At 57.4% G+C, this 24731-nt stretch carries 20 protein-coding genes; 14 read left to right on the forward strand and 6 right to left on the reverse strand.

The window, feature by feature from the left end:
• The first annotated feature begins 13 nt into the window (after nucleotides 1-13).
• Genes QEN58_RS11520 through trkA form a run of 3 tightly spaced genes read left to right on the forward strand, consistent with a single transcriptional unit; the run spans nucleotide 14 to nucleotide 3241 of the window.
• Nucleotides 14-1159, forward strand: a complete 1146-nt coding sequence (locus tag QEN58_RS11520; RefSeq protein WP_280103804.1) for a sensor histidine kinase — start codon at nucleotides 14-16, stop codon at nucleotides 1157-1159.
• Nucleotides 1149-1871 carry a response regulator gene (locus QEN58_RS11525; RefSeq protein ID WP_280103805.1) on the forward strand — a complete coding sequence of 241 codons (723 nt, stop codon included), beginning with the start codon at nucleotides 1149-1151 and terminating at the stop codon, nucleotides 1869-1871. The genes QEN58_RS11520 and QEN58_RS11525 overlap by 11 nt, the downstream gene beginning before the upstream one ends.
• A complete protein-coding gene (gene trkA / locus QEN58_RS11530) occupies nucleotides 1868-3241 on the forward strand; it encodes a Trk system potassium transporter TrkA (RefSeq protein ID WP_280103806.1) in 1374 nt (457 codons plus the stop codon). Before QEN58_RS11525 ends, trkA begins: the two co-directional genes overlap by 4 nt.
• Nucleotides 3242-3270: 29 nt before the next feature.
• Here the strand turns inward: trkA and QEN58_RS11535 are convergent, their stop codons facing one another.
• The 4 genes from QEN58_RS11535 to QEN58_RS11550 form a co-directional block, all read right to left on the reverse strand.
• The gene (locus QEN58_RS11535; RefSeq protein WP_280103807.1) at nucleotides 3271-4017 is read right to left on the reverse strand and encodes an anti-sigma factor; all 747 of its coding nucleotides are present in this window, start codon (nucleotides 4015-4017) and stop codon (nucleotides 3271-3273) included.
• Entirely contained in the window at nucleotides 4014-4568 is a 555-nt protein-coding gene (locus QEN58_RS11540; RefSeq protein ID WP_280106929.1) for a sigma-70 family RNA polymerase sigma factor, read from the reverse strand. Before QEN58_RS11540 ends, QEN58_RS11535 begins: the two co-directional genes overlap by 4 nt.
• Before the next feature lie 108 nt (nucleotides 4569-4676).
• Complete coding sequence (locus QEN58_RS11545; protein WP_280103808.1) at nucleotides 4677-5198, reverse strand: DUF3455 domain-containing protein; 522 nt, start codon at nucleotides 5196-5198, stop codon at nucleotides 4677-4679.
• Between the two features lie 191 nt (nucleotides 5199-5389).
• Nucleotides 5390-6898, reverse strand: a complete 1509-nt coding sequence (locus QEN58_RS11550) for a carbohydrate porin (protein ID WP_280103809.1) — start codon at nucleotides 6896-6898, stop codon at nucleotides 5390-5392.
• Nucleotides 6899-7375: 477 nt separating this feature from the next.
• On the opposite strand from QEN58_RS11550, the gene QEN58_RS11555 reads away from it, so the two are divergent.
• From QEN58_RS11555 to QEN58_RS11580, 6 genes are all read left to right on the forward strand, one after another.
• Complete coding sequence (locus tag QEN58_RS11555; RefSeq protein ID WP_280103810.1) at nucleotides 7376-8647, forward strand: ABC transporter substrate-binding protein; 1272 nt, start codon at nucleotides 7376-7378, stop codon at nucleotides 8645-8647.
• A gap of 15 nt (nucleotides 8648-8662) precedes the next feature.
• Entirely contained in the window at nucleotides 8663-9646 is a 984-nt protein-coding gene (locus QEN58_RS11560) for a carbohydrate ABC transporter permease (RefSeq protein WP_280103811.1), read from the forward strand.
• Entirely contained in the window at nucleotides 9646-10488 is an 843-nt protein-coding gene (locus tag QEN58_RS11565) for a carbohydrate ABC transporter permease (RefSeq protein ID WP_280103812.1), read from the forward strand. Before QEN58_RS11560 ends, QEN58_RS11565 begins: the two co-directional genes overlap by 1 nt.
• A 10-nt stretch (nucleotides 10489-10498) precedes the next feature.
• Nucleotides 10499-12181: an alpha-glucosidase family protein gene (locus tag QEN58_RS11570; protein ID WP_425270284.1), complete on the forward strand. Its 1683-nt coding sequence runs from the start codon at nucleotides 10499-10501 to the stop codon at nucleotides 12179-12181.
• A 72-nt stretch (nucleotides 12182-12253) separates the two neighbouring features.
• Nucleotides 12254-13360 carry an ABC transporter ATP-binding protein gene (locus QEN58_RS11575; protein WP_280103813.1) on the forward strand — a complete coding sequence of 369 codons (1107 nt, stop codon included), beginning with the start codon at nucleotides 12254-12256 and terminating at the stop codon, nucleotides 13358-13360.
• A 164-nt stretch (nucleotides 13361-13524) separates the two neighbouring features.
• Nucleotides 13525-14574, forward strand: coding sequence for a LacI family DNA-binding transcriptional regulator (locus tag QEN58_RS11580; protein ID WP_280103814.1), 1050 nt, complete (start codon nucleotides 13525-13527; stop codon nucleotides 14572-14574).
• Nucleotides 14575-14625: 51 nt separating this feature from the next.
• Here QEN58_RS11580 and gap read toward each other — a convergent pair whose 3' ends face one another.
• Entirely contained in the window at nucleotides 14626-15630 is a 1005-nt protein-coding gene (gap, locus tag QEN58_RS11585; RefSeq protein WP_133732641.1) for a type I glyceraldehyde-3-phosphate dehydrogenase, read from the reverse strand.
• A 213-nt stretch (nucleotides 15631-15843) separates the two neighbouring features.
• On the opposite strand from gap, the gene pyk reads away from it, so the two are divergent.
• Nucleotides 15844-17364, forward strand: a complete 1521-nt coding sequence (gene pyk / locus QEN58_RS11590) for a pyruvate kinase (RefSeq protein WP_280103815.1) — start codon at nucleotides 15844-15846, stop codon at nucleotides 17362-17364.
• Nucleotides 17365-17443: 79 nt separating this feature from the next.
• Nucleotides 17444-17920, forward strand: a complete 477-nt coding sequence (locus tag QEN58_RS11595; RefSeq protein ID WP_280103816.1) for a methylglyoxal synthase — start codon at nucleotides 17444-17446, stop codon at nucleotides 17918-17920.
• Here the strand turns inward: QEN58_RS11595 and cra are convergent.
• On the reverse strand, nucleotides 17917-18894 hold the full coding sequence (gene cra, locus QEN58_RS11600; RefSeq protein WP_280103817.1) for a catabolite repressor/activator: 978 nt from the start codon (nucleotides 18892-18894) through the stop codon (nucleotides 17917-17919). The two genes, QEN58_RS11595 and cra, sit on opposite strands and share 4 nt — an antisense overlap.
• A 184-nt stretch (nucleotides 18895-19078) precedes the next feature.
• On the opposite strand from cra, the gene ptsP reads away from it, so the two are divergent.
• From ptsP to QEN58_RS11615, 3 genes are read left to right on the forward strand one after another with little or no spacing between them, the layout of a single operon-like run.
• Nucleotides 19079-21949 (forward strand): phosphoenolpyruvate--protein phosphotransferase, encoded by a 2871-nt coding sequence (gene ptsP / locus QEN58_RS11605; RefSeq protein ID WP_280103818.1) that lies wholly within the window; start codon nucleotides 19079-19081, stop codon nucleotides 21947-21949.
• Nucleotides 21949-22932, forward strand: coding sequence for a 1-phosphofructokinase (gene pfkB, locus QEN58_RS11610; protein ID WP_280103819.1), 984 nt, complete (start codon nucleotides 21949-21951; stop codon nucleotides 22930-22932). Before ptsP ends, pfkB begins: the two co-directional genes overlap by 1 nt.
• Entirely contained in the window at nucleotides 22929-24662 is a 1734-nt protein-coding gene (locus QEN58_RS11615; RefSeq protein WP_280103820.1) for a PTS fructose-like transporter subunit IIB, read from the forward strand. The genes pfkB and QEN58_RS11615 overlap by 4 nt, the downstream gene beginning before the upstream one ends.
• Nucleotides 24663-24731 lie beyond the last annotated feature (69 nt).

Consider the following 24731-nt stretch of genomic DNA (forward strand, 5'->3'; position numbering starts at 1 on the left):
GGAGAGTCGTGTCATGACACTTAGAAAAACGATATTCAAACCCTTTAGGCAGATTGCGAACCAGTTGCGCTTGCCAATGCCATCAGAAATCCTGATTGCACTGGCGAGTACGCTAATTGCGCTGCTGATCGCCTGGGGGTTATATACCTGGCTAGCCTTGGCTAATCTTTCGCTGATTTTTCTTACCGCGGTGCTCGCCAGTGCTGTGTTGGCAGGAAGCTACGCAGCGCTGTTATGTGCAGTGCTGGGCTTTCTGACGTTTAATTTTTGCTTCACCGTTCCGCACTTTTCGTTAGCAGTGGAAGAGCAAGAGCAACTGCTAACACTGCTGTTCTTTCTATTAGTCGCATTGGTCGTCGGCAAACTCGCCGGAGACAGCCGCCAACGCCTGCTGGAGCTTAGCGTTGCTCGCTTGGCTGAAGAGGAGGAGAGGTTGCGTTCAGCGCTACTATCGTCGGTTTCCCACGACCTGCGCACTCCGCTAGCGTCGATTATTGGTGCGGCCAGCTCGCTTCGTACCCTGGATGCACAGCTCAGCCAACAGGATCGTTTTGCGTTACTAGATGGCGTATTAAGCGAGAGTGAACGCCTTAACCGCTATATACAAAATTTGTTGGATATGACCCGCTTAGGGCATGGCGATATGAAAATCGAGCGCGATTGGGTGGCGTTTGATGATTTAGTCACTTCAGCGCGGAAGCGCTTGGGCAGCGCCCTTGAAGGCTTCCAAATAGAGCAGCACTGGCCAAAAGAGCTACCACTACTTTACGTTCACCCTGCCTTGATCGAGCAAGCGCTGGTCAATGTGCTTGAAAATGCGGCGCGCTTCTCACCCCCTAATGGCCATATCACTATCGAAGCCCAATGTCGTGATGATAAAAGGGATGAGAACCAGCCCATCTTAATGTTTTCGGTTACCGACCAAGGCCCAGGCATTCCCGAAGCACTACGCGAGCGCGTATTCGATATGTTTGTCACCGGTAACGACGGAGATCGCAGCCTGCACGGTAGCGGCCTGGGGCTGGCGATTTGTCGGGGAATGCTTGGCGCCCATGCGGGTCAAATCCACGCAAGCCCGGGACCTAACAATGTTGGCACCAGAATCACCATGACGCTGCCTCTATCGGCACCCAGCAAGGACGCCGAGAATGACCACTGATCAAGCGCGTGTATTAGTCATTGATGACGAGCCACACATTCGCCATTTTTTGCGTATCAGCCTCTCCTCTCAAGGGTTTCAGGTGATTGAGGCGGCCAGTGGTCGTGAAGGGTTGGAAAAACTCAATGCTAATGCCCTCACCGCTAATGCCGACATCGTTTTGCTGGATCTTGGTCTGCCAGACATGGATGGACAGCAAGTGCTTGATTCGATCCGCCAGTATAGCGAGGTACCCGTGATCATTGTTTCGGTGCGCGGTCATGAGGCTGAAAAAGTGCGCGCCCTGGATAACGGGGCGAGCGACTACGTTACCAAGCCCTTCGGCATTCAAGAGCTGTTGGCACGTATTCGAGCCCTATTAAGGCGGCGCGCCAGCCCAAACGCCCAGCGTTTCCAGCATGGTGGTTTGTTAGTCGACCTGGCCGCTTACCAGGTGAGCTTGCACGGCGAGGCCATTCATCTGACGCCTAAAGAGTTCGCCGTTCTCGCCCAACTGATTGCCTCCGCTGGGCGAGTGGTCACGCAAACCCAACTATTGCGACAGATATGGGGCCCAACCCACCAGGAGGATACGCACTACTTGCGCATCGTGGTGAGCAAACTGCGTCAAAAGCTCGGTGACGACCCCCAGACCCCCACCCTACTGCAAACTGAACCCGGCATTGGTTACCGACTCTCCCTTGAGCCTGACAGTGAGGACAAGACCGCATGAAAATCATTATTCTCGGCGCCGGCCAGGTCGGCGGCACACTGGCAGAACACCTCGCCCGCGAGGAGAACGACATTACGGTCGTGGACACCGACGCCAAAAAACTGCGCGACCTGCACACCAAGCTCGATATCCGCACCGTCACCGGGGCGGGCTCCTACCCCATTGTGTTGCGCCAGGCAGGCTGCGAAGACGCCGATATGTTGATCGCGGTGACCAGCAGCGACGAGATCAATATGATCGCCTGCCAGGTCGCCCATACGCTGTTTCGCACCCCGACCAAAATTGCCCGGGTACGCGCCACGGCGTACTTAACCCGTAAAGGGCTTTTCGCCCATGAAGCTATCCCCATTGATGTGCTGATCAGCCCCGAGCAGGTAGTCACCGACCATGTGCGCCGCTTGATCGAGCACCCCGGTGCCCTGCAGGTACTCGAGTTTGCCGGTGGCTTGGTACAGCTGGTCGCGGTGAAAGCGTTCTACGGTGGCCCGCTGGTGGGTCAGGATTTGGCTTTTCTGCGCCACCACATGCCCAACGTGGATACTCGCGTGGCCGCCATTTACCGCCGTGACCGGCCGATTATCCCTCGCGGAGACACCGTCATCGAGGCTGACGACGAGGTGTTCTTCCTCGCCGCTCGCCGGGATATTCGCGCGGTGATGAGCGAGCTACGCCGTGTCGAGCGAGATTTTCGCCGGGTGGTGATCGCCGGGGGTGGCAATATCGGTGAGCGGCTGGCGGAGCATTTGGAGCACAGCCATCAGGTCAAGATTATCGAGCACAGCCTGGAGCGCTGCACCACGCTGTCTGAGCGGCTGGATCGCACCGTGGTGCTCCACGGCAGTGCCACCAGCAAGCGCTTGCTGGAAGAGGAGAATATCGAAGAGTGCGATATCTTCTGCGCGCTGACCAACGACGACGAGGTCAATATCATGTCGTCGCTGCTCGCCAAGCGCTTGGGCGCCAAGAAGGTGCTGACACTGATTAACAACGCCGCTTATGTGGATTTAGTCCAGGGCGGCGAGATCGATATCGCCATTTCCCCCCAACAGGCGACCATCGGCAGCCTGCTGACCCACGTGCGCCGGGGCGATATTGTCAACGTTCACTCGCTGCGCCGAGGCGCCGCCGAGGCCATTGAAGCCATCGCCCACGGCGATAAGCAGTCGTCTAAGGTGGTCGGCCGTACGATCCGCGAGATTGACCTGCCCGACGGCACCACCATCGGTGCGATTGTGCGCGGCAAGGAAGTCATCATCGCCCACGGCGAGGTGATGGTGGAGAGCGGCGACCACGTGATTCTATTCGTGGTCGACAAGCGCCGCATTCGCGATGTGGAGCGCCTGTTCCAAGTTGGCTTGACGTTCTTTTAACGACACTTCTAACAGGCGCTTTTGAGAGGCTAAATCTCGACCGCGCGACCAATAAACTCAATGGGCCCTGTGGGCAAGCCGGTAGCTGAACCGGTTTCGTCTTCCAGCGTTAGCTCGAATAGCTGGTTATCTTCAAGCGGCGGCAGTTGGTCTAAGCGCATCCGAATTGGCTGGCCAGGCTCCACTAAACCCAGTGATACCGGTGCCTGCCACTCATCGGCTTTGGTCCAGAACTCTAGCGCTTTACCTTCGGGTACTGCGAAGGTGCCCAGCGGGATCAGCTCAATTTCCTGGCGCGATGATGCCTGAACTACCCAGCCAGCTGATTGGGTTTGCGGCGCCAGCAGAACCACCATGTACTCGGGCGTAGTTGAAATAGCCGGCTCAGTTACTTGATTGGTCAGCATTACGCCCAATACTAACGCCGCCGCTAAGCCAAACCCGGCGACGCCGCGCCAAAGCGGCAGGCTGTGCAGCATACGACGGGGTCTTGGCGGCACGGTAGTGGCAGCTCCAGCACGCTTAGCAAGCGCTTCACGTGACGCTAGGCTGCGCTGAATTCGCGGCCATAAATAATCAGAGGGCGTTACCGGATCGGTGATATCGGTATAGGGCAAGAAGCGCTCTTCCCAAGCCATTACGGCTTTTTGCAGTTCAGGCTCATTGGCTAACCGAGCTTCCAGCGCTTTGCGCTGCTCTAACGACAATGTACCCAGCACGTATTCACCCGCCAAGGCATGGTCATCTTCATGTTCGTGATCATTTGGGCGGGTCATGCCATACACTCCCGTAGGCGCAGCAAGCTGCGTTTGATCCAGGCTTTAACGGTTCCCAGCGGCGCGCCGGTATGCGCAGCAATTTCCGCGTGACTGAGGCCATCGACATAGGCGTGTAGTACGCAGTTACGCCGCTCGGGCTCAAGCGCTTCCAAACAGCTATCAATCCGTTGCCCGGTTTGCCAATCGAAGGCTTCGTCGACAACGGAGGCGTGCTGAAAATGTTCGTCATGATCTAATTCGGTGGGGGCACTACTGTCAAACGTGATCTCGCGATCACGGTAACGAATGGCGTTTAAAGCCAAATGGCGCGCGATACTGAATATCCACGCTCGGGCAGAGCCTTTATCGGGGTCAAAACTATCGGCACGCTGCCAAATATTGAGGCACGCATCGTGGACAATATCTTCGGCCATACCACGATCTTTAACGATTCTTATGACCACGCCTAATAGTCGGGCGCTCTCATGGACATAGAGTTGGTGCAAAGCGTCATGCTTGCCACGGGCACAGTTGGCTATTGCCGCAGCATGATCAAATTCTGAAGACACGTCAGTCAAACTTCAGCTCCCTGTTGACGGCACCGACGCCAGTCGTCGTTCTCGCAGACAGCATAGCCGCTGGGAACTCGCCAAACGAGTCCCCAGCACTCATTTAAGTTATTCAGCAGTCCAGAAGATATAGTCCGCCTGGTAGGTAACTACTGCGGTGGCACCGTCGTGATCCATATCACAGGCCACATCTGGCGCGACACCGCCTTGGGTGTTCAGACGCTGAATATAGCTAACGCCGGTCATAGCGCCCTCGCCTTCAGCGGGGTTGGCTTCAACTAGCTGGAGCGGAATATTGCCATCGCCATTGGCGGCGGTGGCTAGCTGGGTGCCGGTGATTTTTGAACCGTCCAACGCTTCCCAGGTGGCTGGCGGGCCGTAGTAGCTACCAACCTGGCTGCCATCGCTATCATTGAGCGCAGCGTGGGGGCCTTTAAATACCCAACCCATGTTGCCGTCGTCTTTGGTTTCGCACATGTAAGTAATAGCGCCAACGCCAACTGTTTCGAGGGCGATGGTGTTGCCATCCGGTACCTGGACATCCGCAGGCGTTTCAGCCAGAGCGGCATGACTGAAGGATGCAATCAGTGTAGCGGCCAAGGTAGCGCGCGTTAGATGGTGAAGTGTCATTTTCAGTCTCCTAAAAGGGTTTTTATCAGTCGCTTTGAATAGCGTCTGTATAGGGATTACCCGCGAGGAGGCGTTTTGGATGCAGATCATTAAAATATTTTTAAAAAATGCCTCCATAAAAAAGCCCGCGACAGGTCGCGGGCAAAGTGCATTGGAGAAGAAACAGTTAAACGCTACCCACTTACATCGATTTAGAACCACACCTCGCTCTGAACGCCGAAGGTCCACTGACCACCGGTAAAGCCTTCGTTGCCTAGTGAGCTGGCGCCGTAGTTGTTGAGGTCGTCATCCCAATCGCTAAAGGTGGTGAACAGACGAATCTCAGGACGCTGCCAAAAACCGCCGACTTCAGGCTTGAAGGTGGGCGCAATGGTGAACTTGCTGAAGCCACCATCGACCGCGTTGCGACCGCTGTAACCCTGTGGATCAAGATCCATCCACTGATAGCCCGCTTCGTACTGCATCTCAAAGTTTTGCGTTAATTCGTTGGCTAGGCGCACGTTAAGTCCTGCCCAGTTGTACTTATCGCCCTGGACATAACGGTCTTCACTGGTTTCAGCCAAAATAGAGGGAGCGATGCGCCACTGCGGGGCGATATAAGTAGTACCGTAAAGCGCTAGACGCGTAGCGGTGGCATCGTCGGTAAGATCACCTCGCGAGCCTAGGCTTTTGGTTTCGGCACCCAGCCCTTGACCATGCAGCACGGCCGCCTTGAAGTTACCCTCACCCATGCCGAAGAAGCTATCGCCGTGATAGGCGATCATGGTGTGGAAACCGGTATCGGCTGCGGTTTGGCCGACGTCGATATCGCGCTCGTTGTTGTCTGCAGCGGACATACCGTTGACCATCCACTGCCAGTTGCCGAAGTAGTTGTTGGAGGTCAGGATCAGGTTGTCGGTATCGCCTTCAAGACCGGGGTTCTCACGGTCAACGATTGGGTAGTCGGCAAAGCTCCGGCCATAAATCGACAGGTTAGACTTCCAGTTGTCTGCCAACTGCATGTCGTAGATACCGCCACCGGTACCAGCCAGGAAAATCACGTCACTATCGAGCCAATGAATGTCGAAGTTATCGCGGTCAAAGCGCTTACCGGCCCAGATCGAGGCGTTTTCAAATGCGCCGGTGAAGCTGGGAAGGTCGCTGAATTCGGCAAATACCTGGCGCACGTTGATATCCGAATCGCCGCCGGTCCAATCATTGCTGGAGGTCGTGCCGTCAGCAATCATGGTGCGGTAAAGCGCTTTGGCGCCGTTATCGAACTGCATGCGGTAGTTGAAAATCGCTTCGGCGTAGGTGTCCGGCTCATTGCCTAAACGGCCAACGGCGCCACCCTCTCCACCCGCGGGTGTCAGGTAAGGGCCAGCATTTTCGCTTTTACCATCTTCGCCAATCAGCAGGCCTGAACGTGCATATACGTTAAACGAGAACCCTTCTTCACCATCGGCGTAACGCTCCACCCGTGCCAGACGCTCTTCGATCTCAGCGTCGCTCTCTGTCGCCACGGCGGTCAACTGAGACTGCTCGGCAATCGCGGCACGCCGCTCGGCGGCATCGGCGCGCTGTTCAGCTGCTTCAATGCGGGCTTCCAGCTCGGCAAAGCGTTGCTCCATGGTCATCTGTGCCGAGGCAAGACCACTCATCCCTAAGCTGGCGGCGGCAATCGCAATGGCTAACGGCGTTTTAAATGTCATTTTATGCATTGTTTTGAGTACCCTATTGTTATTGGTAAGCCGCTATTTATAAGCGCCTTTATCTAAATCGATTAAGATCAAACCGAAAACACTTTCCTTTCACAGCTTCCCCACACGGGCAGTGCTGCCTTACTCAGTCACTTACCTTGAGGTCGCTGACTGAAGCCGCTCACCTGAGGGCAAGGTGCTTAAGGAAAGACAGCCAAAACTTAATCGATTAAGTCACTTTTTACCAACGGCTAGTTGCTAATTAACGACTAATGTCTAAGGAACGATTTTATTTAGTGAAAACTGAATAATGTTGTTAGACAAAAGTCGCTATTGAACTTACTCAGACAAAGCGGCTAACTGAGCAGCAAGAACTTAATCGATTAAGATAAGATTAAGATAAGATTAAGAGAGCTGTTAAGAACACGCTTAGCTAGCGACTTAACACTGATCTAGATGCAACACCATCTACAACAATAAACGTCGAGGTACGCCGTTATGAAGAAGACTTTGATCACTAGTGCTATCGCAATAGCCAGCACGCTGAGCGTGACAAGCCAGGCGCAGGCTGAAGAGCTCACCATTTCTTGCGGCGCAGTAGGCGCGGAGCTAACGCTGTGCCAGGAAGGGGTCGCCGCCTGGGAGGAGAAAACCGGCCATAGCGTCGATGTAGTTTCAACGCCCAACTCCTCCACTGAGCGCCTTTCGCTCTACCAGCAGATTCTTTCGGCTAACTCCAGCGATATTGATGTGATGCAGATCGACGTGGTGTGGCCAGGTCTGCTCGCCAACCACCTGCTTGACCTGCGCGAAGTGCTTGGCGATGACGCCGCTGCCGGCCACTTTGACACCATCGTCACTAACAACACCATCAATGAACGCCTAGTCGCCATGCCCTGGTTCACCGATGCGGGGGTGCTCTACTACCGCGAAGATCTGTTAGAAAAATATGGCCATGAGGCGCCGACTACGTGGCAGGAGCTTACTGAGATTGCTCGCGAGATTCAAAATGCTGAACGCGCCGCAGGCAAAGAAGGTATGCAAGGCTATGTCTTCCAGGGGCGCGCCTATGAAGGTTTGACTGTTAACGCCCTTGAGTGGGTCGCGAGCTTTGGCGGTGGAAACGTCGTGGAAACCGACGGTGAAATTAGCATTAACAATGAGCACGCCGCCGAAGCACTCGACCTGGCCGCATCGTGGATTGGCGATATTTCACCTAACGGTGTGCTCAATTACACCGAAGAGGAAGCACGCGGTGTCTTCCAAAGCGGCGGCGCCGTATTTATGCGCAATTGGCCCTACGCCTGGGCGCTGGCCCAAAGCGAAGACAGCGACGTACGCGGCAAAGTGGGGGTTACGCAACTGCCCGCGGGTGGCGAAAATGGCCAAAGTGCCGCTGGCCTGGGCGGCTGGAACTTGGCGGTATCGCGCTACAGCGAACACCCCGAGCTGGCCGCCGATCTGGTCGCCTTCCTGACCGGTGAAGAGGAGCAGAAGCGTCGTGCCATACAGGCCTCTTATAACCCCACTATCGACGCCCTCTACCAGGACGACGAAGTACTCGAAGCGGTGCCCTTCTTTGGCACGCTTTACGACACTTTCGTTAACGCTGTTGCACGGCCCTCTGCCCCCACTGGCGATGCCTATGGCCGGGTGAGTAACGCCTTCTTCAGCACCACCCACGATGTGCTTTCCGGCACTAAAGATGGCACTCAAGCGGTCGCCGATCTTGAAGACGAGTTGGCTCGCCTGAAGCGTCGCAACTGGTAACCCTGGAGCCCTTCCATGTCGACCTCCATCAAGCATGATGACGCGCCCGCCGGGGCGCGTTCTTTCACTACCAAGCCGCGCCGGGGCACTAAGGTTCGTCGTCAGCGGGTCAAAGCCGCCTGGCTGTTTTTAGCCCCTATGCTGATTGCGTTAACCCTGGTGGCTGGCTGGCCGCTGGTGCGCACCTTTTTTCTTAGCTTTACCGATGCGTCGCTATCGGATTTAGGCGCCGCCAATCTGATTGGCTTCGAGAACTACCTTGTCTATGACGATGGCAGCTGGTATGGGGTACTGGCCGACTCGGTGTGGTGGCAGTCGGTATGGAACACCGTCTACTTTTCGGTGGTGTCGGTATCGCTGGAAGTAGTTTTCGGGGTGATTGTGGCGCTGATTTTGAACGCCGAGTTTAAGGGCCGCGTGATTGTGCGCGCGGCGGTGCTGATTCCCTGGGCAATCCCCACCATTGTTTCCGCGCAAATGTGGGCGTGGATGCTTAACGACCAGTTCGGCATCATCAATCACCTGCTAATGAGCGTTGGTATTATCGATGCCCCCATCGCCTGGACAGCGAACGCCGTCTACTCCATGTGGGCGGTGATTATGGTCGATGTGTGGAAAACCATTCCCTTCGTTGCGCTACTGGTGCTTGCTGCTCTGCAGATGCTGCCCAAGGATTGTTACGAGGCCGCCGAGGTAGACGGTATTCACCCGCTGCGGGTGTTCTTCAAAGTTACCCTACCGTTGATTACCCCGGCGTTAATGGTCGCGGTGATCTTCCGCCTGCTGGATGCGCTGAGGGTATTCGATGTTATTTACGTACTCACCTCCAACTCCACCAGCACCATGTCGATGTCGGTTTACGCCCGCCAACAGCTGGTCGAGTTTCAGGATGTCGGTTACGGCAGCGCCGCTTCTACCCTGCTGTTCTTGATCATTGCCCTGGCTACCGTGGCTTACCTCTACGTTGGGCGTAAACAAATCCAATTGGGAGGCGACTAATGAATACTCGTCAGTTGGCCAAAATAGCCAAACGCATCGGGTTTTGGGCGCTGATTGTGCTGATTATGGTGTACGCCGTTTTCCCGTTCTACTACGCGGTAGTCACCTCGCTAAAACCGTCGAGCGACCTGTTCCGCGTTGAGCTTTGGCCTTCGAACTGGAACTTCGATAACTACATCAGCATTTTTAGCCAAACCAGCTTTCTGCGCGCTATTTTCAACTCCATTGTGGTGGCGTTTAGCGTGGTGTTTATTGCCCTGCTACTCGGCATTACCGCCTCTTACGCCCTGGGCCGGGTGCGCTTTCGGGGCCGCTCCACGGTACTGCTGGTGATTCTCGGGGTGTCGATGTTCCCCCAGGTAGCGGTGCTTTCCGGGCTTTTTGAGGTGATTCGTGCACTCAACCTCTATAACAACCCCGCCGGGCTGATTTTAAGCTACACCATCTTCACCCTGCCCTTCACCGTATGGGTATTGACCACCTTTATGAAACAGCTGCCCATGGAGCTGGAAGAGGCCGCCATTATGGACGGTGCCACACCCTGGGTGACGATTACGAAAGTATTTCTGCCGCTGATGTGGCCCGCCATGGCGACCACAGGCCTGCTGGCATTTATCGCCGCTTGGAACGAGTTTCTGTTTGCCCTCACCTTCACGCTGACCGACACCCAGCGCACGGTACCCGTCGCCATCGCGCTGCTGTCAGGTGGCAGTGCCTACGAACTGCCCTGGGGGCCAATTATGGCCGCTTCTGTGGTGGTCACGGTGCCACTGGTCGTATTAGTGATTATCTTCCAGCGCCGCATTGTGTCAGGCCTTACTGCAGGCGCCGTTAAAGGCTAAGGAATTTTTTATGTCAACGATGGACTCTACGATGCAAGACGCCACAACTGGCCAGGACAATACAACAGAGCAGAACAACACACTCTGGTGGCGCGGCGGCGTTATTTACCAGATCTACCCGCGCAGCTTTATGGATAGCCACGGCGACGGCATTGGCGATCTTAACGGTATTACTCAAAAACTCGATTACGTGGCGTCTCTGAAGGTGGACGGTATCTGGCTATCGCCGTTTTTCACCTCGCCGATGCTCGATTTTGGCTACGACATTAGCGACTACCGCGACGTCGACCCCATGTTCGGCACCCTGGAAGACTTTAAAGCGCTGCTGGCAAAAGCCCACTCGCTTGGCTTGAAGGTGATGATCGACCAGGTGATTAGCCACACCTCGGATCAACACGCCTGGTTTCAGGAGAGCCGCCAAAACCGCAGCAATCCCAAAGCCGACTGGTTTGTATGGGCCGACCCCAAGCCGGACGGCACGCCACCCAACAACTGGCTATCGATTTTCGGCGGCCCGGCGTGGACGTTTGATTCCCGTCGCCAGCAGTACTATATGCATAACTTTCTGACCAGCCAGCCGGACGTTAACTTCCATAACCCAGAAGCCCGTCAGGCGCAGTTGGATAATATGCGCTTCTGGCTGGAGCTGGGCGTGGACGGTTTCCGCTTGGATACCGTCAACTTCTACTTCCACGACGCCGAGCTGCGCGACAATCCGCCGGTGCCCAAGGGCGAAGCTAAAACCCTGGGCGCGCCGGATAGCAATCCCTACACTTGGCAGCGCCACGTCTACGACCTGAGCCGCCCCGAAAACCTCGACTTCTTGAAAGATCTGCGGGCGCTGATGGACGAATACCCCGGCACCACGACCGTGGGCGAAATTGGCGACGATAACCCGCTGGAGCGCATGGCCGAATACACTGCCGGTGGCGACAAGCTGCATATGGCCTACACCTTCGACCTGCTCAACACGCCCCACTCGGCGCGCTATATTCATGAAGTGCTGGAGCGCTTTCAGCGCCTGGCGGGCGATGCCTGGCCCTGCTGGGCAACCTCCAACCATGACGTGGTGCGCAGCGCCACCCGCTGGGGTGCTGGAGAAGACCCCACCGACTACCCTAAAGTGGCGCTGGCCATGCTTTGCTCGCTGCGCGGTAGCGTCTGTCTGTACCAAGGCGAAGAGCTGGGCCTGCCGGAAGCCGACGTGCCGTTTGAACGCATCCAAGACCCCTACGGCAAAGTGCTCTGGCCGGAATTCAAAGGCCGCGACGGTTGCCGCACGCCAATGCCTTGGAACGACAGCGAACATGGTGGTTTTTCCAGCGTTGAGCCTTGGCTACCCATGGAGGCCAGTCATCGGGATATGGCGGTCAGCCGCCAGCAGGATGATGCCAGCTCCACCTTGAATGCACTGCGCAACATGTTGACCTTCCGCCGCCAACACCCCGCGCTGTTCGACGGTGACTTAACGCTGGTCGATGTAGGTGAAACACTGCTGGGCTTTACCCGACACAAAGGGGATGAAACGCTGCTGTGCGTTTTCAACCTCACCGCCGAGGCCCAGACGGTTAACCTGCCACTAACGATTGAGAGCGATTTGCAGGGCCACGGTTTTAACACCCAGCGCGACGGCGACGTTTTAACGCTACCAGGGTATCAAGCAGCCTTTATGCGCGTTGCTCATAACCGTTAATTGCACATAACCGTACACAAGAACAGGCCGACCCAAAGCGAGTAAAGCAGTAAGGTCGGCAAGGAGTCACCCATGGCAAGTGTTACGCTTAACAAGATCAATAAAGTGTTTGGTAGCGATCACATTATCAACGATGTGGATCTGCACATTGGCGACGGTGAGTTCGTAGTCTTCGTCGGCCCCTCCGGCTGCGGCAAGTCAACGCTTTTACGCCTGATCGCCGGTTTGGAATCGATTAGCGATGGCGATCTGTATATGGGCGGAACGGTAGTCAACGACTTACCGCCCAGGGAGCGCGGGGTGGGCATGGTGTTTCAGTCCTACGCGCTCTATCCGCATATGACCGTTTACGACAACATGGCGTTTGGCCTGAAGCTGGCTAAAACCGCCAAAGAGACTGTGCACGAGCGGGTGATGACCACCGCCAAGATTCTGCAGTTGGAAGAGCTGCTGCATCGTAAACCCAAGGCGCTCTCTGGCGGTCAACGCCAGCGGGTGGCGATGGGCCGAGCGATGGCACGGGAACCGCGCATTCTGCTGTTTGACGAGCCGCTCTCCAACCTGGATGCCTCGCTGCGGGTACAGATGCGTAACGAGATCGCCCGGCTGCATAACCGCCTGGGCTCCACCATGATTTACGTGACCCACGACCAGGTGGAAGCCATGACCCTGGCCGATAAAATCGTGGTGCTCAATGGTGGCTTTGTGGAGCAGGTGGGCAGCCCACACGAGCTTTATCAGCGCCCGGCGACGAAATTCGTTGCCGGGTTTATCGGCTCCCCGACCATGAACTTTATGCCCACAGAGCTGATCGCTGGCGATGCCAACGGCTGTCGCGTTCGGGCTGCAGGGATTGGCGAACTTACCCTGCCCCAGAATGCCCAGCAGTTGCGTAGCGGTGAAGCCTTGACGCTTGGCATTCGCCCAGAGCATCTATGCTTGGCGGCGCCCACCGATGACAACTGCTTTGATATCGTCAACGTCGAGTATTTAGGCAACGAGGTTTACGTCTACCTTGAGCCCAAACAGGGCGACACACTGCTGATCCATCGCAGCGAAGCACCCAGCCAGTGGCAGGAGGGCCAGCAGGTGTCACTGGCAGCAGATTGGGAAAAAGTACACTTGTTTGATGAGAGCGGTACGGCACTGACACTACCCACTCAACAAGCAGCGGCTTAACCACGAGAGACAATTCAGATATCCACATTGACGACCCACTGTGTGTGCCTGACCTCCCCTTCGCTTATCATGGGGGTGGTAGCACCCAGCGGGTCGATTTTATTATGCAAGCGCTTTGAATAGCCAAGTCTTCAATTATTAAAAAAGCCTGTAAAGGAAGTACCGTGACTGATCAGCGCCGAATGACACTCAAGGACCTTGCGCAGGAACTCAATGTCTCCACTGCAACGATTTCCAATGCCTTTAACCGGCCGGATCAGCTCTCGCCAGCCCTGCGCGAACGTATACTCAAAGAGGCCAAACGGCTGGGATACAGCGGCCCTGACGCCAAAGCTCGAAGCCTACGCACCGGCCGCTCACGGATTATCGCGGTGATTCTTGCGGAAAGCCTTACTTACAGTTTGAACGACGCCGTGGCCAGCGAGTTTTTATCCGGGGTTGCCGAAGTCCTCGACGCCCACGGCCACACGCTGCTGCTACTGCCGGGTCGCGGCCACGCCTCGCAGCCGCCAGGCTCCGCGAACATCGCCGATGGCTTTATCGTCTATGGGCTAATGCCCAACAATAAACTGCTCGATGAACTGCCCGCACAGCGCACCCTGGTGGCCGTCGATTTTGATATTGAAGGTTGCCCAACGGTGCATATCGATGACACCGCCGCCAGCTATAAAATCGCCCAGCATGCGCTTAACGAGTTGCCCAAACGCCCGGCGATTATCAATCTGCGTTTAACCAAAGAGACCTGCAACGGCCGGGTGACGGACGAGCACACCCTGCTGCCCAACACCAGCACGATCAGCCGCGCCCGCCTTGAGGGCTTTCATAGCGCGCTGAGTGAGCAAGGGGTGGATGTGGAGCACGTGCCGCTTTGGAATATCGAGGAGAATACCTTTGAGGTGTGCTCGCCGGTGATTGCCGAGATTCTCGACCAGCCCATAGAAAAACGGCCAGACTTGCTGCTGTGCATGTCTGACCGCATTGCGCTTACGGCGCTAACGCTGGCCGAGCAGCGCGGTATTCGGGTCCCGGAAGAGTTACGCATTACCGGGTTCGATGGCATTGCCGAGGGGCAGTACCGCGCGCCGCGTTTAACCACGGTGCGCCAGGATAGCGTGGGCAAAGGGCGGGTTGCGGCGCAGATGATTCTTGGCCGCATCCCCCTCGCCCAGCAGTTGCTGCAAACTGAGTTGCTGCTGGGCGATACCTGCCCTTAGATTGCAGTACTTAGCATTGCAGTACTTAGCAGTGCATTACTGGGCATTGCATTACTTGGCAGTCGCCTGCATGGCAAGCGCGGTATCCAGCATGCGGTTGGAGAAGCCCCACTCGTTGTCGTACCACGCCATGATTTTAACCAGACGGCCATTCACGCGGGTGTGATTAGCATCGAAGGTCGATGAGTTAGCATCGTGGTTGAAATCAATAGAGACCAGCGGTTCAGCGTTGACGGCCAATACCGGCGAGCTAGCGGCAGCTTTCTCTACGATGGCGTTAATCTCCTCTTTACTGGTATCGCGACTAGCAGTAAAGGTCAGATCCACCAGCGAGACGTTGATCACCGGTACGCGAACGGCCAGGCCGTCAAACTTGCCCGCCAGCTCTGGTAGCACCAAGCCCACCGCTGCGGCAGCGCCGGTTTTGGTCGGAATCATGGAGTGCGTAGCACTGCGCGCCCGGTAAGGGTCAGAGTGGTAAACGTCCGACAGATTCTGATCGTTGGTGTAGGCGTGCACTGTGGTCATCAAGCCGTTTTCGATACCCACCGCATCGTTCAACGCTTTGGCCACCGGCGCCAGGCAGTTGGTGGTGCAGGAAGCGTTGGAGACAACCGTGTGCTCAGCGGTCAACACCTGGTCATTCACGCCATACACAATCGTCGCATCGGCGTCGGGGCTGGGAGCAGAAATCAACACGCGCTTGGCACCCGCTTCGATATGCTTGGCCGCCGCCTCACGCTTGGTAAACAACCCGGTGCACTCCATTACCAGATCGATATTCATCGATGCCCACGGCAGCTGCGCTGGGTCGCGCTCTGAGGAGATAGCGATGCGGTCGCCATCCACCGTGATGCTCTCGGCGTCATGTTCTACCTTAAAGGGGAAGTGGCCATGCACGGTATCGTGACGCAGTAGGTGGGAATTTAGCGAAGGGTCGCCCAGATCGTTAATGGCGACGACCTGTACGCGGTCACGGTAGCTGTTTTCGTAAAGGGCGCGCAGTACGTTGCGGCCAATACGGCCAAATCCGTTAATCGCAACTCTTATTGTCATGATAGCTCCTCAATTAACCAATAATAATGAGTGGTATTTTTAGTAAAAAAATTACTAAAAATACGTATTTAAGCGTCATGAGGCCGATAAATAGCGACTTAACCGCCCCAAAAGGCTAGTAAATATCCAATATGTAGTAAAATTACTATATAAACGCTATCTTAGTCCAATACTAAATTGCCAACAATGCCCTTGCATAAGGAGAGCGCCCTCGTGACAAAAGCTACCTCGAACATAGCAGCTCAGGCGTCTACTAACCCTCTTTCCTATCCCCTTTCAGGTTCTCATACACCTTTAAGGCGCACCAAAATCGTCGCTACCCTTGGGCCCGCCAGTGATCGCCCCGGCGTGCTGGAAGCGATGCTAAAAGCCGGCGTCGACGTGGTGCGGCTGAATTTCTCCCATGGCTCGGCAGACGATCACCGCCGTCGCTTAAACGAAGTACGCGAGATCGCCGAGCGCCTTGGCCGCAGCGTTGCCGCACTGGGCGACCTACAGGGGCCGAAAATTCGTATTGCGCGCTTTGTCGAAGGCGCCGTCAAACTCGATGTTGGTCAGACATTTGTCTTGGACATGGCGCTGGACGCCAATAGCGGCACTGCGGAACGCGTCGGTTGCGACTATCAGACCCTGGCCGATGATGTCGTTGAGGGCGATCGCCTACTGCTCGACGACGGGCGTTTAGTACTCGATGTCACACGAGTAGTTGGACAAGAAGTGCATACCCGCGTTCACGTGGGCGGCAAGCTCTCCAACAATAAAGGTATTAATAAACAGGGCGGCGGACTCTCTGCGCCCGCCCTCACTAAAAAAGACAAGGCCGATCTAAAAACCGCTATTGAGATCGGCGTTGACTACTTAGCAGTCTCCTTTCCGCGCAGCGCCGCGGATATGCAGGAAGCCCGCGAACTGCTTGGCGAAGCCGGTAAAGAGATTGGTTTGGTGGCTAAGCTTGAACGCGCGGAAGCGGTTGCCGACGACGCCACGCTGGATGGCATCATTGAAGCCTCTGAGGCGGTCATGGTGGCCAGGGGTGACCTGGGCGTTGAGATTGGTGACGCCGCGCTGATTGGTACTCAGAAGCGCATTATTAAGCACGCACGTACACTCAACCGCGCGGTGATTACCGCCACCCAAATGATGGAGTCGATGATCGAGTCGCCGCTGCCCACCCGCGCCGAAGTCTTCGACGTGGCCAACGCAGTGCTCGACGCCACCGACGCGGTGATGCTCTCTGCGGAAACCGCCGCGGGTGATTACCCGGTAGAAACCATCGAAGCGATGAACCGCGTTTGTCTGGGTGCCGAGCGTGAGCGTCTTGCTCAAGAGTCAGGCCACCGTATTCATGAAGGCTTTGAGCGCATCGACGAAACCATCGCGCTATCGGCGATGTATGCAGCGAATCACTTATCCGGCGTTAGCGCCATCGCCTGTATGACCTCCACCGGCTATACACCGCTGATTGCGTCGCGCATTCGCTCCGGCCTGCCGATTGTGGGGTTGGCCCATAGCCCTATCGCCCAGCGGCGGATGGCGCTCTATCGTGGCGTGGTTTCCATTCCTTTCGACACCACCGATATGGATCCGGCCAACCTTAACCAGGAAGCATTGAAATGCTTGCAGGCGCAAGGATTTATCCATCCTGGCGAGCATGTCATTCTTACTCGCGGCGACCATATGAATGCCCATGGCGGCACCAATACGATGAAAATTCTTGCCCTGGAAAGCGAGTAATCGGCTAACCTCGGTAGCGACGTTAAAACAAAAATGCCATTCGGCCGTAAGGCAATAGAACCATGAGGGAAGTGACCCAATGAGTGACGCGCAACCGCCCCGCCAGGCCATCCGCACCCTGCAAGCGCGCAAGCGCATTGCACTGATTGCCCATGATGGAAAAAAGATGGAGATGCTGGAGTGGGCAACCCACTGGAAGGATACGCTTAGCCAGCACGAACTGATTGGCACTGGCACCACGTCTGAGCGACTTAAGACAGCGTTAGGGCTTGAAGTCGAGGGACTCATGAGCGGCCCTTTGGGCGGTGACCAGCAGATTGGCGCACGGATAGCGGAGCAGCGGCTGGATGTCCTTATCTTCTTTTGGGATCCCTTCTCGCCCCAACCCCACGATCCGGATGTCAAAGCACTGCTGCGTTTAGCCGCGCTATGGAATGTACCGGTCGCCTGCAATGCGGCGAGCGCTGACTTCCTGCTCTCCTCGCCCTACTTGAGCGAAACCTACGACATGTCGATACCGGATGCAGCGGCTTGGGCCCAGGCCCGCACGGTTTAACGCCGGTGCAGATGGCGCGCCACCACCTGTAAGCCACACTCATAGTGGCCGTTCATGGCGGCCAGGGCGCAGTTCAACGTTAACTCGGCGATACGGTCGTAATTTTGTAGCGCTGAGTTAACGGGCTGAGGAAGAAAATCCAGCAGCCGGTGGTCGCCAAAGGTGGCCAGGCGAATATTTTCCGGCAGGCCACCGCGTTCTAAGAACACATCAAACACCCCTTCCAGCAGTGTATAGGACGCTGTCACCAGTGCGTCGGCACCGCCTTGCTCGTCCAACAGCTGAATCGCTAAACGCGCCCCTTCGCTGCGCTCGTAGTGTGATCCGGTTAGATAAAGCGGCTCTATCTCGTGGCCTTCAAGGGCTGCCTGAAAACCCGCCCGCCGTTCGCAGCTAACCGACAGATCCGGCATCGCTTCCAGCCAGGCAACACGTTTGGTTGTCGTGCCGATCACCGAGCGGGTCAATGTCTTCGCCGCCTCCTGGTCGTTACTCACGACACTGGCAAAGCGCGCTGGATTGAGGCCACGGTCCATTCCCACCACGCACCAGCCCTCGTCTACCAGTTCGGCATAAAAAGTGTCGTCGCTGGGCAAACAGCTAGCGGTGATCAACACCTCACAGCGCTGGGCACGCAGCGCCAACGCCAGTGTTCGTTCACTCTCTGCGCAGTCATCCGAGCTTACGATCAACAGCTGATAACCCTGCTCCCGTGCACCCCGCTCCAGGCGTTTAGCTAAGCGGGCATAGCTGATGTTCTCCAGATCCGGCACGATAAGCCCCAGCAACCGGCTTGCGCCCCGGCGCAGTGCAGCCGCCTGGGGGTCAATGTGATAGCGGTGCTGGCGAACCACCGCCATCACTTTTTCAATCGTCGCTGCGCTTATGCGCCGCTGCTCGGCCTGACCATTAATCACGTAGCTAGCGGTCGTGCGCGAGACGCCGGCCAGCCGGGCAATATCGGCAAGAGTCATTCGGGTCTCCCTTAATGTAACCAAGCAGTTTATCAGCAAGTTAGCGCCTACCAGACCAAAGTCTAAACGCCCAAGCCTTGTGTCATGCAGTGAATCGATTCAGCATAGCCAACTATACACAGATGATACGATTCATCTAGCTCACTTCGAAGCGCTACGACTATGGTTCTACACGGAGACACCTATGTTGACACTCGGCCCCGATGACATCTTGCTAGGCCGCCACGCCGCCAGCTGGCAAACCGCGCTGGACAATGCCGCTGAGGCGCTGGTTGACGCTGGATTAGTTGAGGCCGAGTACCGCGACGGCCTACACGACCGCGAGGCACAATCATCAACGTTTTTAGGCAACGCCATTGCGATCCCCCACGGTACGCCAGAAAGCCGTCAGTATGTAAAGAAAACGGGCGTGCGCGTGCTGCAGTTTCCCCAAGGGATTAAGTGGCACGACGGCCAGCAGGTGCACGTGCTGGTAACGATTGCCGCCCAAAACGATGAGCACCTGGATATTCTGCGCCAGCTCACTCACGTGCTGGATCGCGAAGGCGTTTCCGAGCAGCTGGCAAACGCCACCTCCGCGGCAGATGTCGCGCGGCTGCTCTCCAAACCCGCATTGGAACCGCGCCTGGATGCCGACACGCTATGCGTGAACTTTCCGGCACGCGACCCACAGGAACTCGCCCTGGCAGCAGCAGCTCGCTTACGCCAAAGCGGCTGTGTTGATAACAGCTTTATTACCGCCGTCGCTTCCGCGCAGCCGACTTGGTTAGGCAAAGGGCTGTGGCTGGCAAGCAGCGCCCAGGGCGTTAATCAGCCCGCGCTGGGGGTGGCCACGCCTGCTGAACAAAGCCTGGAAAGCGCTGGCCATCCGGTGCATGCGTTGTTCTGCCTGGCCGCCCACGGTGATGCCCACCGCCCGCTGCTAGAGCAATTGATGGCGGTGTTGGAAAACAGCGAAAGCCAAAGCCTGGTGGGCAAAACCAGCGCGCAGCTGCTGGCCACCCTGGCGGGCGAAACCGCCAGCACTCAGACTCGCCGTGTGCGGGTACTTAACCCCCATGGCTTACACGCCCGCCCCGCCAAACAGCTTGTACAGATAGCGCGCGCCCAGGCCATGCCGATTCAGGCACGTTTGGAAGAAGGCAGCGCCACCCCGGTTTCCGCCGCCAGCCTGACCAAAGTGATTGGCCTGGGCGCACGCCGTGGCCAGTGGCTGGTGCTTTCAGCCGAGGGTGAGCAGGCAAGCGCAGCGCTAGAGGCCGTCGCCGAGGCGGTTGAATCGGGCCTGGGTGAGAAAGTAACGCCCTTTGACGGTGGCTTTGATAGCGCGCCGGAAGCGAGCACCGCTACACCGGCCGTCGAGCCTCTCGCTGCCGATACGCCCCACGCCGGCGTGGCCGCCTCGCCGGGGTTGGCCATTGCGCCCGTGTTTGTCATTCGCCCGATGCAGTTTGAGTACACCGAGCACGCCAGCGACGCTGAACACGAAATCAGCCGTTTAAATAGCGCGCTGAAAGAGGGCGCCGCCCAGCTGCACACATTGGTGCATAACGCCCCCGGTGGCGAAGTCGCCGATATTCTTTCGATGCACGAAGAGATGCTCGACGACCCGGAACTCCACCACGCCGCGACGGATGCCATTCGCGAAGGACGCTCGGCGGAAGCGGGCTGGTGGGAAGCGATTGAAACCGCGGCCCACGCCCAGGAAATGCTCGCCGACCGGCTGCTGGCCGAGCGCGCTGCCGATCTGCGCGACGTAGGTCGCAGGGTGCTGGGCGTACTCTGCGATGTAACGCTCCCCGAACCGCCGGATCATCCCTACATTCTGGTGATGGACGATATCGGCCCTTCCGATGTGGCCCGCCTGGATACCTCCCGTGTGCGCGGGCTGCTCACCGTCCGCGGTGGCGCCACGGCGCACAGCGCTATTCTGGCCCGCGCACTGGGTATTCCTGCTGTCGTTGGCGCCGGGCAAGCGGTGATGGCGCTTAACAACGCCAGCATGATGATTTTGGATGGCGAACGTGGCCGGGTGACGCCACAACCTTCCGAAGAGCGCCTGCAGCGTGCCGAGCAGCAGTTGCTCGACCTCCAGCAGCGCGAAGCCGATGCCTGGGAAACCCGTTTTGAGGTCGCCCAAACGCGCGATGGGCACCGCGTCGAAGTCGCCGCCAACCTGGGCAACACTGCCCACGCCGTTGATGCGGTGGAGCGTGGCGCTGAAGCCGTTGGCCTGCTGCGTACCGAGTTCCTGTTTATGGCCCACGCCAGCGCACCAGATTTAGCGACTCAGATTAGCGAGTACCGTCAGGCAATTGATGCCCTGGATGGCCGCCCGCTGGTAGCGCGCACATTGGATGTCGGCGGTGATAAGCCACTGCCCTACTGGCCGGTGCCCCAAGAAGACAACCCCTTCCTAGGTCTTCGCGGTATTCGTTTAGCGCTGACCCAACCCGAGGTACTCGAAACGCAGCTACGCGCCTTGTTAATGGCAGGTAGGAATAACCCCCTGCGGATTATGCTGCCGATGGTCAAAGATATCGCCGAGTTCCGCACTGTAAAAGCCATCTACGACCGCCTACTCAAAGAGATACCCACTTCCCAACGCGCCACCGATGTGCAGTTGGGGGTGATGATTGAAATACCCTCTAGCGCGCTGCTGGCACCCAGCCTTGCCGCCGAAGTCGATTTCTTCTCGATAGGCACCAACGACTTGACCCAGTACACCCTGGCGATCGACCGCGGCCACCCGGAACTCTCTGCCCAAGCCGATGGTTTGCACCCCGCAGTGCTGCGTTTGATTCAAATGACCGTGGCGGCGGCCCATACACAAGGAAAATGGGTCGGCGTGTGCGGCGAGTTGGCCTCAGACGCCGTGGCCATTCCCGTATTGGTAGGCCTCGGCGTGGACGAGCTTTCCGTCAGCGCGCGGCAGATCCCGCTGGTCAAAGCCCGCCTGCGCGAGTTTGACTTCGCTGATGCCCAAGCCAGTGCTCAGTTAGCGCTTGCCCAAGCCACCAGCGATGAAGTGCGCGATGCACTGGAGGCCCGCTAATGGCCCGCGTGCTATGCATTACATTGAACCCGGCGCTGGATTTGGCGTTTAATCTTGACGCCTTGGTACTGGGCAGCGTCAACCGACCCACCAGCGCGCAGTTAGAAGCGGCAGGTAAAGGTGTTAACGTTGCCCGCGTATTAGCAGGCCTTGGCCACGATGTCACCGTCAGCGGCTTTTTAGGTGCCGACAACGATGCTCCCTTCCAATTGGCATTTACCCAGTACTGCCTGACCGACGCCTTCGTGCGCGTGCCGGGAGAAACCCGTATCAATGCCAAAATTGCTGAGCAGAGCGGCCGCGTTACCGATATTAACGGCCCCGGCATGCCCATTGATGGCGCGGATTTGCAGGCGCTGACCGACACGCTGAATACCGAGCTTTCCAGCACGACGCCCCCCCAGGCGGTCGTTGTGGCGGGCAGCCTGCCCCCCGGGCTGTCAGTGGAGGATTTCAGCGCGCTGTTAAACCACTTAAACGCCAGCGGCGTACCGCTCTGGGTAGATACCAGTGGCCCGGCACTCAATGCGGCGCTAGCGACTCACCCCGCCGGTGTTAAGCCTAATGAAAATGAACTGGCAGAGTGGGCAGGCGAAGATATGACCTCTTCCGATGCGCGCTTGAAGGCGGCCAAGCGGCTGCATTCAAGCGGCATCGCCCATGTGCTGATTTCAGCGGGTGCCGAAGGGGTGCTGTGGGTTAACGCTCAAGGTGCCTGGCACGCCACACCCCCTAAGGTTACCGCGACGAATACCGTTTGCGCCGGCGATACCTTCGTCGCGGGCATGCTCCACGGCCTGTTGACTCATCAGAACAGCCAGCAAGACGCTGAGCAGACGCTGCGCTTTGCCACCGCGCTCTCGGCCGAGGCCGTGCGCCATGTTGGCGTGGGCAACCCCCGCGCTGCCGATTTCGATTCACTCCAACAACACACCCGGATACGGCGTCTTGATGACACCATCACCGAGGGAGCCACGCTATGAATATTATTCTGATTACCTCCTGCCCCAGCGGCATGGCGACCACCTTCCTCGCTGCTAAGCGCCTGGAACAAGCCGCCCAGCGCCAAGGCTGGTCGGCGCATGTGGAAATGCACGGAGAAGTCGCGCCACTCCAGGCCGCCACTGCCAAGCAGATCGCCAATGCCGATTTGATCGTGGTCGCCGCCGATCACGTACCTGCCCCGGAGCGCTTTGAAGGCAAGCGGCTATTCCAAGCGCCGATTGCCAGTGCACTCCCCGACCCCAGCGCTTTCCTGGCCCAGGCAAAGCGTGAAGCGCCGATTTATAGCGCACCTGCCGCCTCTAGCGTACCTACCGCTGCAAGCAGCGCGAGTGGCAAGAAAATCGTTGCCGTCACCGCCTGCCCCACCGGCGTGGCGCATACCTTTATGGCCGCCGAAGCACTCGCAGAGGCAGGCAAAGCCATGGGCCACGCCATTCGCGTGGAAACCCAAGGCTCGGTGGGCGCACAAGATAAGTTGACCGAAGAAGAGATCGCCGACGCCGACATAGTCGTACTGGCCTGTGATATCGACGTTGATCCGTCGCGGTTTGCTGGTAAGCGCATCTACCGCACCTCTACCGGCAACGCGCTGAAAAAGCCGCGCCCTACCCTTGAAGCTGCGCTCAGCGACGCCGCCATAGAGAGCGGCAACAGCAATGCGGGCTCAGCCAATAAGAGCGTCAAAGAGAAAGGCGTTTACAAGCACCTGCTCACCGGCGTTTCGTTTATGCTGCCCATGGTCGTGGCGGGCGGCCTGCTGATTGCCCTCTCCTTTGTGTTTGGCATTGAAGCCTTCGAGCAGGAAGGCACCCTGGCCGCCGCGCTGATGCAGATCGGTGGCGGCACCGCCTTTGCGCTGATGATTCCAGTGCTGGCAGGTTATATCGCCTACTCCATCGCCGACCGTCCCGGCATCGCGCCGGGTATGATTGGCGGCATGCTGGCGGCCAATATCGGCTCCGGCTTTATCGGCGGTATTTTGGCGGGTTTCCTGGCAGGCTATGTGGCCCTGGCGGTGACACGCTACGTCAAACTACCCTCCAGCGTTGAATCCCTTAAGCCGATTCTGATCATTCCACTAGTTGCCAGCCTGGTCACCGGCTTGACCATGATCTACGTGATTGGCGAACCGGTCGCGGCGCTGCTTAATGCCCTGACCAGCTTCCTGGAATCCATGGGCTCCACCAACGCAGTACTGCTGGGTATTCTGCTGGGCGCGATGATGTGCTTCGACCTGGGTGGCCCGGTCAACAAAGCCGCTTACACCTTTGGCGTGGGTCTGCTGGCTTCTGAAACTTACGGCCCCATGGCGGCGATCATGGCCGCAGGGATGGTGCCTGCCATCGGTATGGGGATTGCCAGCTTTGTCGCGCGCAACAAGTTCTCTGCACCGGAGCGCGAAGCGGGCAAAGCCTCTTTTGTACTGGGCCTGTGTTTTATCAGTGAAGGTGCAATCCCCTTTGCAGCGAAAGACCCGCTACGTGTTATCCCCGCCTGTATCGCAGGGGGCGCCCTCACAGGCGCTCTCTCGATGCTGGTAGGTGCAAAACTAATGGCCCCTCATGGCGGCATCTTTGTACTGCTGATCCCTAACGCCATCACCCCGGTACTACTCTACCTTGGTGCCATTGTGGCTGGCTCGTTGGTGACGGGACTAGGCTATGCATTTATCAAACGTGATGCGGCCCAGGTAGCCCTCGCCACCTAACCGCTGTTACCAAAAAGTGAGGGCAGGCGAACATGCCTGCCCTTTTAAATACGTCGCTTTACGCATTTA

The sequence above is a fragment of the Halomonas alkaliantarctica genome, assembly GCF_029854215.1.
Lineage (GTDB): Bacteria > Pseudomonadota > Gammaproteobacteria > Pseudomonadales > Halomonadaceae > Vreelandella > Vreelandella alkaliantarctica_A.